The organism is Chitinophaga sp. CC14 (assembly GCF_048957795.1).
In the GTDB taxonomy this organism is placed as follows: domain Bacteria; phylum Bacteroidota; class Bacteroidia; order Chitinophagales; family Chitinophagaceae; genus Chitinophaga; species Chitinophaga ginsengisegetis.
Genome location: NZ_JARBFY010000003.1, coordinates 1,470,691 through 1,482,904, shown reverse-complemented (window position 1 = coordinate 1,482,904; position 12,214 = coordinate 1,470,691). Strand labels below are relative to the sequence as shown.

Annotated in this window: 13 protein-coding genes; 2 read left to right on the top strand and 11 right to left on the bottom strand. The window is 45.8% G+C overall.

The genetic code is table 11. From position 1 onward, the window contains the following. Positions 1-3: 3 nt before the first annotated feature. From PV783_RS16070 to PV783_RS16055, 4 genes are all read right to left on the bottom strand, one after another. Complete coding sequence (locus PV783_RS16070; RefSeq protein WP_079467915.1) at positions 4-333, bottom strand: ArsR/SmtB family transcription factor; 330 nt, start codon at positions 331-333, stop codon at positions 4-6. A 126-nt stretch (positions 334-459) separates the two neighbouring features. Then, on the bottom strand, positions 460-1,485 hold the full coding sequence (locus PV783_RS16065) for an ABC transporter permease (protein WP_420988725.1): 1,026 nt from the start codon (positions 1,483-1,485) through the stop codon (positions 460-462). Beyond that, entirely contained in the window at positions 1,427-2,446 is a 1,020-nt protein-coding gene (locus PV783_RS16060) for an ABC transporter ATP-binding protein (RefSeq protein WP_420988724.1), read from the bottom strand. Before PV783_RS16060 ends, PV783_RS16065 begins: the two co-directional genes overlap by 59 nt. 6 nt (positions 2,447-2,452) lie before the next feature. Then, positions 2,453-3,310: an NEW3 domain-containing protein gene (locus tag PV783_RS16055; protein ID WP_143313476.1), complete on the bottom strand. Its 858-nt coding sequence runs from the start codon at positions 3,308-3,310 to the stop codon at positions 2,453-2,455. Positions 3,311-3,523: 213 nt separating this feature from the next. Here PV783_RS16055 and PV783_RS16050 point away from each other — a divergent pair, with 213 nt between their 5' ends. Beyond that, entirely contained in the window at positions 3,524-4,192 is a 669-nt protein-coding gene (locus tag PV783_RS16050) for a 4'-phosphopantetheinyl transferase family protein (RefSeq protein ID WP_420988723.1), read from the top strand. A gap of 153 nt (positions 4,193-4,345) precedes the next feature. After that, complete coding sequence (locus PV783_RS16045) at positions 4,346-4,717, top strand: response regulator (protein WP_420988722.1); 372 nt, start codon at positions 4,346-4,348, stop codon at positions 4,715-4,717. 57 nt (positions 4,718-4,774) lie between these two features. Here PV783_RS16045 and PV783_RS16040 read toward each other — a convergent pair whose 3' ends face one another. The 7 genes from PV783_RS16040 to PV783_RS16010 form a co-directional block, all read right to left on the bottom strand. Continuing rightward, positions 4,775-4,930, bottom strand: a complete 156-nt coding sequence (locus tag PV783_RS16040) for a hypothetical protein (protein WP_420988721.1) — start codon at positions 4,928-4,930, stop codon at positions 4,775-4,777. 234 nt (positions 4,931-5,164) lie between these two features. Then, the gene (locus tag PV783_RS16035; protein WP_420988720.1) at positions 5,165-5,938 is read right to left on the bottom strand and encodes a hypothetical protein; all 774 of its coding nucleotides are present in this window, start codon (positions 5,936-5,938) and stop codon (positions 5,165-5,167) included. A gap of 70 nt (positions 5,939-6,008) precedes the next feature. Continuing rightward, a complete protein-coding gene (locus PV783_RS16030) occupies positions 6,009-6,524 on the bottom strand; it encodes a hypothetical protein (protein WP_420988719.1) in 516 nt (171 codons plus the stop codon). Positions 6,525-6,792: 268 nt separating this feature from the next. Beyond that, complete coding sequence (locus tag PV783_RS16025) at positions 6,793-7,320, bottom strand: GNAT family N-acetyltransferase (RefSeq protein WP_420988718.1); 528 nt, start codon at positions 7,318-7,320, stop codon at positions 6,793-6,795. Further along, on the bottom strand, positions 7,317-7,847 hold the full coding sequence (locus PV783_RS16020) for a GNAT family N-acetyltransferase (protein WP_420988717.1): 531 nt from the start codon (positions 7,845-7,847) through the stop codon (positions 7,317-7,319). The genes PV783_RS16025 and PV783_RS16020 overlap by 4 nt, the downstream gene beginning before the upstream one ends. 97 nt (positions 7,848-7,944) lie before the next feature. Beyond that, complete coding sequence (locus PV783_RS16015; RefSeq protein ID WP_420988716.1) at positions 7,945-9,372, bottom strand: hypothetical protein; 1,428 nt, start codon at positions 9,370-9,372, stop codon at positions 7,945-7,947. 167 nt (positions 9,373-9,539) lie between these two features. Beyond that, entirely contained in the window at positions 9,540-11,933 is a 2,394-nt protein-coding gene (locus tag PV783_RS16010) for a TonB-dependent siderophore receptor (protein ID WP_420988715.1), read from the bottom strand. Positions 11,934-12,214: the final 281 nt, after the last annotated feature.

Here is a 12,214-nt window from a genome sequence, read left to right as displayed (position 1 = left end):
TTTTTAGCAGCAGGATTTCAGTTCCGCCACTTCTTTGAAAAAGGCGCCAAATATTTCACGATACTGGTTCCATACTTTTGGATTGATACAATAGCATACACTGGCTCCTTCAATGGTTCCCTGGATCAATCCTGCAGTTTTCAGCTCCTTCAGATGCTGGGAGGTGGTAGCCTGTGCGAGGCCAAGTTCCTCTACCAGGTCGCCGCACACGCAGGCGTTCTTTTTCACGAGGTATTGCAAAATGGCTATCCTGGCGGGATGCGCCAGTGCTTTAGCCATGTTGGCAACGTCATTCTGCTGTTTGGTGAATAAATCCGATTTGGTAGCTCCCATAATATTATCTCATTAGCACATCGCAATATTACGATTACTTTCTGATTCTCCAAAAAAAGTTGCTGTCTTAAAAAAAATAAGTAAAGGGCTATCTCTCAAAAATAGAGCGGTAGCCCTTTACTGTACTCAGGTACGTATTTCCCTTCGCATAAAAAGATAGTAGGAAAGCGCAAAGCACACCACGGTGGCGGCAATCAAACCACTTACCTGCGGCCATACCACCAGCAGGCTTTCCCGCACGGAAAGCGGCGAAGGAATGGCGCCGGCCATCTGCTCCATCGTGAGAGGCCCCAGGCTGCGGACGGAAGGCATCAGCAACGTGGTGGTGGCATCGGTATACAGCTGGCTTGGTATAAAGCGCAGGAAGGTTAAAATAATCCTGTTGTAGGCCAGCAACTGATCCTGGCTCAGCACATCGGGATCGGGCAGGAATGCTTTTACGATGATATTCAGCAACACCTGGTAAAAGACCGTAAAGAACAGCCAGATGGCGATGGCCGTTAACGCGGAAGTAGCCGTTTGCCGGAACTTTACCGACAACAGGATGGAAAGGTTAAGCCAGAACGATACATAGATAACACTTAACACCACAAAACATAAAATACGCATCACTTCCGAAGGTTCTATCCTTACCCCGGTAATAATGAGGCCGCCGCCGATCATCAGTAAGTTCAGCGACAGGAAAAGGGTGCTGACAACAATCAGCGAGGCCACAAATTTTGCGTTGATCACCGAATCGCGGTAAACCGGTTGCGCCATCAGCCGGATGAGGGTACCGTTGGATTGCTCGGAGTTAATGGCATCGAAGCCAAGACTGATACCCAGCAACGGTCCCAGGAAACCAATAAATACGTGGAAAGGAGGAAGTGTGCCATCCGTTGTGGTGAGTAGCTTCAGGTATAAAAACAACCTGTCGGGATCGCCTGCATTTGCCACCGCCTTGCTGATGTTGGTCATAGACACATACATGGAGCCCAGGAAAGTAAGCAGTATCAGCAAAGCTAAAATAATAAACCGCCAGCTGCGTACCTGGTCGGCTACTTCCTTGCGCACCATCACAGAAAATGGATTGGGTGCGTTGCTTTGTTTTTTCTCAACGCTTTTTGAACCTGCCGAAAAAAGACCGTTGAAATAAGCCACCTGACTTTTCATTGGATGTATTTTCCTTTAAATTATTTTCAAAATATTGTTGATAGATTTCATCAAGGCCATAACTTTTCTGCTGTACACCGGTAACATCAAAACCTTTGCTTACAAAGAAACGTACAATGCCGGGCGTAATATCTTCCTGGCCGGAGATCTCCACTACTGCCCCATCGACGGTTACTTTACTCACCGCCTGCATTTGCAGGAGATCCTTTTCCAATGCGCCGGTATCGCCCACCGGTGTTTTTACGGTTACCTGCACCACATAGGGCGCTGCCTGGAATAAGTTGGCCGCCAGCGTTTCAATATTGCCTTCTGCCAGTAGCCGGCCACCAACGAAGATGCCTACACGATTACACACCTGTTGCACCTGGTGGAGATGGTGGGACGACAGCAATATGGTGAGGCCCTGACGTTCGTTTAATTGCCTGATGAGTTCCAGGAAATCCCTCACGCCGGTAGGATCAATACCCAGCGTGGGTTCGTCGAGGATAATCACTTCGGGCTGTTTGATCAGTACTTCCGCCAGGCCGAGCCGCTGTTTCATACCGCGGGAGAAGACGCCTGTTTTTTTATGTATGGCTGCACCGAGGCCCACTTCCTCCAGCATATTCCGCGCAACGTCTGCCACTGTTGTTTCAGGAATACCATTGAGCCGCCCTATGTAGGTAAGGTTTTCCAATGCGGTTAATTCATTGTAAAAACCGACGCTGTCCGGCATATAGCCAACTTTGCGTTTTACCGGGATAGGATTCCGGGAGGCATTGATGCCGCAGATACGCGCCTCTCCGGCCGAGGGTTCTGTGAGGCCGAGGAGCATTAATATGGTGGTTGACTTGCCCGCACCATTGGGTCCGAGCAGCCCGAATATTTCGCCTTTCCCGATGGACAGATGCAGGTTGTCCACGGCTTTTAAAGAGCCGTAGTATTTAGTCAGCCCATTCATTTCAATAATTGGATGTTCCATAAGCTGCTATCTCCTGCCATATTTACGGATAAGGTAATAAACGGCGCCAAGCGCAGCTACTATCACCAGTATGCCCAGCCATCCTGTGAGTGCAGATGTTTTTACCGTCATGCGGAAAGCTGCCGTAGAAGAGGCATTCGGGTTTTTAACAGAGAAGTTTGTAACATAGTCACCTGCCAGCGTTTTATCGGGTACGCTCAGTGTGGCGATCACCTCTGCATCTTTTCCGGGTTCCAGGCGGGTAATAGTGGAAGGAACAAAAGCGGCTTCCCATTGCGGGGGCGCCTGCCCGGAGAGGTCGAGATTATCGAGCGTAATAGTGCCCGTATTCTTCACCAGCAGGTGAATCTCTTTCCGGTTTCCTTCCGTTACTTCGTCGCTGAGCCGCCCGGATGGTGTGGTGAGTGTAACCGTGTAGGTGCCCTTCACTACTGCCTCGAGGTTTAACCGGGCAGAATCTGTTCCGGTAACAGCCAGCACCGGGATATTGTATTTACCGGGTTTTGTTTCTATAGCAGGATTAATTTCCAGGGAGATGTCCTGGGTCTTTTCTGAATCGATATTCAGTGATGTTACCTGTACGCCTTCCACTTTGAAGGAGGAACTCCATCCCGGGGGCAGGCTTGCAGAAAGTTGATAGACACGGGATGCAGCAGCTCCGTTATGAAGCCTGGTGTTGTAGGTAAACGTGGTGTTGGTGGCAGCTTCCATGTTGATGAGCCTTGCCGTAAAAGGTGGTGACGAGTGATTGTTTACCTGGGCAGATCCCTGTTTACTGCATAACATGGATACAAGAAGAAAACAAAAGAGAGAATGCGGATTCAGCTTAATCCGCCTGCGATGGTGGTTGTTCCGTGCTGACATTGCTAACATTAGATTAATAAATAATAATTATATTCTGATGAAATAATAGCTATTTACTTCTCCATACAGCTGTGGAGAATAATGATCCGATGTTTCTAAACGGCGGCCAATTTAACAAGAAATATTAAATGCAATTGCAAAAAAAATGTGAAAATTCCGGGGTAGATTGCGGGTGCTGCACCTGCAGGCCTTCTTTTTAAACCTGATAAAAAAATGCCGAAGACCCACGTCTCTGTTTATTACAGCTGTTATGATACCCCCTTGCCTGCAGACACTTTCAGCCGGCTGGTGTCCGTGCTGCCTGAAGATGCAAGGCCCGGTATATACAGGTACAGACGTTGGGAAGATGCGCATGCCGCTTTGCTGGGAAAGCATTTGTTACTATACGCATTCCGGCGCCTGCACCTTGACTATACACTTTCCGATATCGGGTACACTTCTTATAAACGCCCGTTTATTAAAGGGGCGCCCGATTTCAATATTTCCCATTCCGGTAATATTGCGGTATGTGCCATTGCCGGCAAAGGATACGTGGGTATTGATATTGAAAAGCCCGTTCCACTGCATATTGAAGATTTCCGCCAGCAGTTTGCCCCGGAAGAATGGGACGCCATCCGTAATGATCCGGCGGCGCCTGGAATATTCTACCGGTACTGGACCCGGAAAGAGGCAGTATTAAAAGCTGCCGGCACGGGTTTGAATGAAGCGCTGCATGAGTTGAATACCATGGAGGATACCGTTTCCTATCATCAGCACACCTGGCAACTGAAGCCGGTAACCATCATGCCCGGCTATATATGTCACCTGGCATCGAACGAAATGGATACCGTTATTAATACCCATGCCGTGAGTATCAGTGAACTGGTATCGATGTACGTATAACACCCCGGTGTGTAGCGTATCATCTCCATAAAACACTTAAAGACATTCCTTTATCATCATCCTTAAATAATTGATATTCAAGCGCCAAGGGAACAGGCCGCTTTTTTTGGTGCGGTATTGGTTTCCACACCTGCACATCAAATCGTTATTACTATGACCAGGAAAATCCTCATCACAGAAAGCGAAGTTGATATAAAACTGCTTTTATCATCATTGCTTAAAAAGCATTACCAGATATCCTTTGTGAATGATGCAAAGCTATTATTGGAAGGAGCATTTGAGAAACCAGACCTGTTTATTTTAAACAGTCAGCTACCGGACCATAATATACTGGAAGTATGCAGACGCCTGAAATCAGATATTAACACCAAAGAAATACCGATACTGATCATTTCCGCATCAGAAGATATTGACTCCCTTATGGAAGCATGTCCGGGCGATGATTTTATCAGGAAACCATTTTCAGCGTCTGAATTACTGGCGAAGGTGCACAGTGCTATTAATACAAATATTACCAGCAAATAATTGAGCTGTTTTGTATGAGCTATAAAGCTAACGAACCATTAGCTTTATAGCTCTTTTTTATGCGCTGATCTTTCCGGCGGGGCTTTCCTTTGCACCCATTATCAGCAGCCAGAAACAGGTTCCTATTTCAGCAATACTGCCAATTGAAGATAACTCCTGTATTGGAATAACCGGGGATATACGGGGAGATGGCGGTACAATAGCAGTAGGCATAGCTTTAACGTGTCTTCAAGGTGGACTTGATCAGGAGTTGTGTTTTAGATAAGATGCTTTCGATAAAACGGTAAAAAGGAGACTTAAAATGTAGTTTCCGGGGAGAATTTATGCAGATATAGCGCATCCAATTATGGAGAACCGGGTGATTTGGCACTTATGCGCATAACGGTTCACGAAGAAAGATACTTCGTTGTCAAAAAAAATCATTTTCAATCAGGAGAAAAAGCTGGCTCACTCCCGCTGCCGTTGAACCTCCGGGTGTTGGGGGCGGGGAATACCTTTGTGTGTTTCCGGCTGAAGAGACAATAGCTTTTTTACATCCGGAACGTTGTTTTTCTTCAAACGCTTTTGTTTGGTGGAAGCCGGCGGCAACACTGCCATTATATCCGCGGCGAAGAAACGGCGGTTTGCTGTTGCATCTGTTCCTTTAAAGCTTCTTACCTGTAAGATGATGAGCAGTGTTCCTTTTCCGGGAGTAGCAGTATCCAGCTCCATGCCGCTGAAAGGCTGGTTTAAGTCGATAGTGGCTGTTGTGCTGCTACGGCCTGTGATCCGGCGCTCTTTGAAACTAATGCGTACTGCCGTAACCGTGAGTTCCAGGTGGGAGAAGTTTTCCTGCAACGGTAACGTTTGCGCCGGTATGCGCACCACTCCCCGTTGTGACACCACCGGCTGCTGACAGAAGAACTGCTCTGTACCGGTATGGCGGTTTATGCGGAACCCTTCTATGCCGCGGAGCGATTCGCTGTTTGTTTGGATCAGCGCTTTGTTCAGGCGGTTAACGAGTGAACCGTCGTGGTGAATATGCAACTCCGGGACGATGGCCCGCCGGATCAGTTTTCCTTTCCTGCTGGCGACGCCAAAATTCCTTGAAGCCTGCCGGGTAGCGGCGGTTTGCCTTACTGCTTCCGGAATGGTGCGAACGAAGTAATTTCCGTTTCTCCGGTATCCGATGATATTGCCCAGCTTACCGGTAAAGCGGAGCAACCCGATTTGTTTTGCCATAGGGGTTAACTTTTGTTTTTAAAATGATGAAATAAACAACAACAATGGATGCGGGAGGAATGCAGGAAAATTAGTCTTTCCTGCCATGTCCTTTCCCGTTATTACCCTTGTTGCCTTTGTCTTTATAGCCTTTATTACCTTTTCCTTCTTTGTATTTACCATTCTTTGGGTGTCCTTTTACCACGTAATATTTTTCATCGTTGCTGTAACGAATGATCTGCTGTTTGCCATAGTTACCTTTATACTTTCCGTATTTGCTGCGGTACACATCCGGATGAAGGTATGGCTTAGGTTCATTGACCACCACTTTATACCCCCTGTTTAAATCGTAATGGTAGCTGGCGGGTAATGATGGCGCAAAGATCCATCGTCCGCCGTTGAGGTATATAAAGCGTCGTTCAGGCACATAATAATAGGCATCCACATCGGGCAGATAGTAGTATTCTGCATAATCGTAACCTACAGGGCCCCACAAAGGCTGGTTGCCGATGTTAACGTTTACATTTACCCTTACCTGCGCATAGCTGTTATTTCCGAAGAACAAACCAGCTATGGCCAAACAAGTGACTATTAATATCTTTTTCATGACCTTGTTATTTATAACCGGGTAGGTTCAAATGGAGTGCCAATTTGCAGAACCCGCTATTCACAGGCGGTTTTTACGGATGAAGCGGCTATCGCCGGAAGCGTTTTTTGTTTACAAATTCTTTGAAGAAGTGGTCTCTGAAGGCGTTGCCAATAGGGATTTCGTGTTTGCCGGTATATACGGTATTATTATCGGATGAAGCTATATGATTAACATTAACAATATATGACTTACTGTTTTCTTTTATCAGGTATTTTTTAAATTCACTTCATCTCCAATTCTCTTTACTGATTTCATACACAAAATTTAACCTGGGTGCTTCTCCGAAATAAGTCACCTCTTCCTCCGCAATTTTTTCTGCACCAATACGGCCAATGGCAATTTGTGAACGGATGTTGTTTGCGCCGATATGGAAATAAACCTTTGATACGAACTGAAAAACATAATCCAGCATGATCGCTTTTACTGATGGGTTAATCCCCTTTCCCCAACATGAGGTAGCGTAAAACGTATAACCTATAAATAAGCTGTTATCCTGTTCATCATAGTTATAAATCCGTGTACTTCCTATAATGTTCCCGGTGGCTTTGTCCACTATTTTAAATGCTCCTTTGCTTTGCATTGCCCCATCAAAGAATACCTGGAATACTTCTCTTTTCCAACGATCCTGATTAGGATGCTGCCGCCATATTTCCGGGTCCGATGCTACAGCATATAAAGCTTCAAAATCTTTTTCTTCCAACGGGTAAAGGATTACTTTGTCGTTTTCAAGTATGGGCTGTGTATTGAAAATCATTTGTCGGAATTTAGAATTTTTTTCATCATGATATCTGTCTGCTCATCATCTCCCAGTTTGAAAATATGCTTATCAAACTCCACGAAGCCATTTTTCGTGTAGAAATTAATTGCTCTTTGATTTTCTTCCCAAACACCTAACCAAACATAGTGCGCATTTATCTGCGTGGCAATTTGCATTGCCTTTTCATAAAGTAATTGTCCGACTTTTTTACCATGAAACGCCTGTAACACATAAATCCGTTCAATTTCAAGCGCTTTATCATCCTGTAGTTCTGTTTGTGATTGTCCTGCATTCAGTTTCAAATACCCGATTACGTTACTATCAAATATGGCAAAATAAAAGGAGGAGCCTTCATTATTCAATTCGGCAGTCAGTTTTTCTGCGGTAAAACCTTCTTCCAAATATTTAGTCATATTTTCTTCGGTGTTTCCTGCCGAAAATGTTTCGTAAAAAGTTCGCCGGCCTATTTCCTGTAATGCCGCAATATCGTTCAGCGTTACTTTTTTGATTACTATATCTCCCATATACCTGTTCATTTTGGCATCAAAATTACTTTTAAATTGGATTACACTTGTAGTCCAGTTTAAATAAAATGGGTAGTCCAGTTTTAGCGCAGCTTTTTTACAGGTTATGAATAAAGGCGATCATCAAAGCGGCGGTCATTCGTGTAGCCGGCACCGTACCAATGGTACCAGTCAGCAGGTTAGACTCTTTCGGATCATCGAAGTTAATAGGCTGCTGGTAGTTGCCGGTATGGCCATAGCCTAATAAGATGCCTGTGCGGAGATTGTATTGGCGTCTTTTGATGTTTACGCCCAGCTGGCAATAGTAGTTATCCCAGGTAGATGTATTGGGTGAAAATCCATCGGTATCTTTTCTATCCGCATAATTGAAATCGGTTCTGAAGGAACAATAGCCCGTTAATTGCGGTTTCAGCTGGTAACTAACGCCAACGGACATATTAAAAACAGCTTTTCTGCCTTCCCGCATTTCCAGTAATGCGATGGTAGATGAATTATTACTCCCGGTATCGGGTCTTTCAAAAATTTCAGGGCGCGGGGTAAGGATATTATAATCTTTTATTTTGAGGAAGTATTCTGCTGCCATATACACCTGGCCTTTGTGATAGTCGTATGCATAGCCCAACGCCACGCTGGCGGGCGTTTTATAGTTTGTTTTGAGGCCTGTTTGCCGGGTGCTTGCCAGCAGGTTAATGGCTTCCTGATCCAGGAAACGGACATTTGCGATAGCGTTATTGCTCAGTAAAGTTCCTCTTCCGCGCAGGTGAATAAGGGGGGAAGATAGTAATAGTCCGAAATGATGTTTCGTTACTTCATAGCTGAAACCCATTTTTAATTTCAAGCCAATGTGATGATAATCCACCTGGTAGGCGCCTTCGTTACTGGCCAGCGGCATGGTGCTGGAGGTATTGTCGCCCACCAGCGCACGTGCGGTGAAGTTTTCGCTGTAGTGCTGGGAGCGGGATTGTCCTTCTGCCATAAAGCCAATTGCCCATCGGTTGGAAAGTTTAAATCCCGAGCTGATAAGGGCAGATGTTTCCCGGGTAACGTTCTGAAAATTATACTGGCCGATATAATATTCCAACGCAGGGTTGCCATTGCCGCCTACCACATTGAGCTTTGTATCCTGTTGCTGGGATACATTGTAATTCAGCACAGAAGTGTGGATAAGCGCATAGCCGACGTAAATGGGTTTCCTGCGGCCCACTGATACGATGCCGGATAACATCTGCGGTACACTGGAGGTAATACGTGAATGCAGGTTTTTCCCGGTACCGGCGCCATTCTTAATCTTGATGGATTCTACCTGGTACACTGTTCCTGAAATAGAGGCAGTCTTCTTTTTGGTAAGCGCCTGCAATGCGGGATTATAAAAAAGGACGCCGCTGTCCTTGTTGTTAGCGATAACCGCACCGGGCGCAAAAAAGCCACCGGGGCCATAGTTGCCGGACCAATAATTGGCATCCTGGGCAAACAACAATTGGCTTATGCATAAAAAAAGAATAGACGTGAGTATTACTCTGATCATTATGTTGCACTTAATGGGTGAATAAGACGGTTTGACTTAGGTTGAGCTACAAAAGATATTTTACTGAACAATTAAAGGGGGAAATTGTTTAGGGGTGGTTTTTCTTCATAAAAAAGGGGCTCTCTCTTAACGAGAAAGCCCCTTTTTAGTATATATAATTTATTACACTAGAATTTGTAAGACACCGTTCCGGTAAACTGGGTAGGCGGTATTGGGTTGATGCTATAGTTTTCGTGTACGTAGTAGCTGTAAGTATTGGTAACGTTGGATACTTTACCCATTACTGCGAAACGTTTGAAAGCATATCCCGCGCTCAGGTCGAGGGTAGAGAAGCCGGGAACAGAAATCAGGCGGTTGTATTTTTGTGTTTGATTAATGGTATTGTTCCAGCCTGCATAGCGCTGACCGAGGTAGTAATAACCAACGCCCACTTTCAGTCCTTTCAGTTTTGTTTCCTGTAAAGTATAGAATGCACTTGCATTGGCGGTATGGTTCGGGTTACCTACCAGGCGTTCTCCTGCTATGGAGCTGCCGGTAAGACCAGGTGTTTTTTCGATCGTCATGCTGTTGTAGCTATAGCCTGCCACGAGATCCAGACCTGCTACAGGATGACCTGCGATATCCAGTTCCACGCCCTGGCTGAGGGTTTCACCGATCAGGGTTTTTACGTTGGTGTTGCTGTTAACTGTTCCATCGCTCTTAAACGCCGCCATTTGTGCGTAGTTATTATTCCGGATGCGGTAGCCTGTAACGTTAACGGACAAACGACCTTTCAGAATATCGTTTTTCACGCCCAGCTCGTACTGTTCAATGATGGATGGTTCCAGGTTTGCACCATAGATATCCTGACCACTGTTAGGGGTAAACGAAGTGGAGTAGCTTGCAAATACAGCGGTAGAAGCGATAGGCTTATACACCAGGCCGAAGCGGGGTGAAAATGCGTGATCGTATTTAGATTTACCGGAGGTTTTACCGCCTTTGAAGTCGTAGGTAACCGGAGCTTCTGTTTGAAGATAAGAGAAACGCACACCCGCCAGTACTTTGATCTTTTCAGAGATGCTGATCAGATCCTGTACATAAGCGCCTAACCTGTTAACCGGTGCATTGAGAATCGTTTTCAGCGTATCTACCGGCATATCGGTACGGCGTGGGAACTTATTGGGTTCGTATACATTGATGATGTCATAGATCCCGGTGGTTTTGTTGATAGATGGCACGGTGTATCCATAAGTGCCTGTGAGGTACCTGTCGGCATCCACACCGGCGAGGACAGTATGCTCTATAGCGCCGGTTCTTACTTTACCGGTTAAATCCACCTGTGCGGCGTAGTAATCTTCATTGGTGCCATTTCTTCCCAGCGGGCGTGCCCAGGTGCTGTCGCCTTTCGCCTGGATCCTTTCTATGGAATAATAGTCCCTGTAATATTTAGAGTAAGCAATGTTGCCGGTGATTGCCCAGTTATCGTTCAGTTTATGTTTGATGTTGGCGGATGCGGTGGTTTGTTGCGTGTGTGCATATTGCCACGGCGCGCCATAGAAAGTATTGCGTGATGTTTTGATCAATGCTGTATCGCCGATGGAACCGGTACCGAAGTCCGGTGTGAAGTCGTGTTTCAGGTAATCTGCCTGCACCACTAATTCTGTGCGGTCGCTCAGTTTGAACAACAGGGAGGGATTTACATAGTAGCGTTTGGAGTGTACCTGATCACGGTAGCTGTCGGCGGTTTCGAACGTGCCATTTACGCGGTAGGCTACTTTGGACGACAAGGGACCGTATATGTCAAAGGCGGGTTTCAGTAATCCGTAGCTGCCGGCACGGAGATTTACTTCCCCACCGAAATTGAACTTGGGTTGTTTCGTTACCATGTTCATAACAGCGCCGGGAGATACGTTGCCATACAGGATGGCGGCGCTGCCTTTCAGTACTTCTACCCTTTCGAGGGAGCTCATTTCGGGCATAGCGCCGGAGTTAACGCGGGCGCCGTTCTTGAAGGTATTGGTGCTGGAAAATCCGTAGCCACGGGCGTTGAATGTTTCCTGTGTACCGGCTCTCATGGAGGCCATGTATACGCCGTTGATGTTTTTTACCACATCGCTGAGGCGTTGCGCCTGTTGGTTTTCCAATACTTCATGACCGATGATTGCCACGCTTTGCGGCAGGTCCATCACCGGCACCGGTAGTTTCCCGATGCTTACCGGTCTTTTATTAATCGTTCTTGTTTTAGTACCATCTACCACTACCTCGTTTAACTGGCTGGCGGTAGCTTCCAGTGCTATGTTTACGGCGGTTACTTCATCTGCGCCAATGGTTACGGATTGGTGCAGTGTTTTAGCACCGGTGTAAGAGATAACCAGTGTATAGTTACCGGGCTTTACATTTTTCAATGTAAACTGACCCGCTTCATCTGTCAGCGTACCCTTTTTTGTATCTTTCAATCCAATTGTTACAAATGCTGCAGGCTGCCCGTCGGCGGAGCTGATTTTTCCTTTAATGACACCGGTTTGTGCCAGTACAGTAAGGTTGATTAAAATGAAGCCGAGAATAAGGTATAAATGTTTCAACGAGATTAATTTTGTGCAAAGAAAAATCAATCCTATCGATTAGCTCAGACGGATCGGGAAAAGTTCCATTCCCCATTGTGTACCGTGATTTGTTCCTATAACCGCGGTGATCCAGCCGTTATTCATCTCCTGAAAGCTAAATGAAAACACAACATAATTCATAAACAACTATTACACAGTCAATTAAGAATTATAAAGAAAGACAAACGAGATGACTACCCCACATTAAACCCTTGCTGGCAGCAGATAAATTCAGAATTTATTCAGAATTGAAGTATAAT

Coding starts and splice junctions, on each gene's coding strand:
- PV783_RS16060 (WP_420988724.1), bottom strand. CDS start 2,446: ATGGAACATCCAATTATTGAAATGAATGGGCTGACTAAATACTACGGC.
- PV783_RS16065 (WP_420988725.1), bottom strand. CDS start 1,485: ATGAAAAGTCAGGTGGCTTATTTCAACGGTCTTTTTTCGGCAGGTTCA.
- PV783_RS16030 (WP_420988719.1), bottom strand. CDS start 6,524: ATGAAAAAGATATTAATAGTCACTTGTTTGGCCATAGCTGGTTTGTTC.
- PV783_RS16025 (WP_420988718.1), bottom strand. CDS start 7,320: ATGATTTTCAATACACAGCCCATACTTGAAAACGACAAAGTAATCCTT.
- PV783_RS16055 (WP_143313476.1), bottom strand. CDS start 3,310: ATGTCAGCACGGAACAACCACCATCGCAGGCGGATTAAGCTGAATCCG.
- PV783_RS16050 (WP_420988723.1), top strand. CDS start 3,524: ATGCCGAAGACCCACGTCTCTGTTTATTACAGCTGTTATGATACCCCC.
- PV783_RS16070 (WP_079467915.1), bottom strand. CDS start 333: ATGGGAGCTACCAAATCGGATTTATTCACCAAACAGCAGAATGACGTT.
- PV783_RS16015 (WP_420988716.1), bottom strand. CDS start 9,372: ATGATCAGAGTAATACTCACGTCTATTCTTTTTTTATGCATAAGCCAA.
- PV783_RS16035 (WP_420988720.1), bottom strand. CDS start 5,938: ATGGCAAAACAAATCGGGTTGCTCCGCTTTACCGGTAAGCTGGGCAAT.
- PV783_RS16020 (WP_420988717.1), bottom strand. CDS start 7,847: ATGGGAGATATAGTAATCAAAAAAGTAACGCTGAACGATATTGCGGCA.
- PV783_RS16040 (WP_420988721.1), bottom strand. CDS start 4,930: ATGCCTACTGCTATTGTACCGCCATCTCCCCGTATATCCCCGGTTATT.
- PV783_RS16045 (WP_420988722.1), top strand. CDS start 4,346: ATGACCAGGAAAATCCTCATCACAGAAAGCGAAGTTGATATAAAACTG.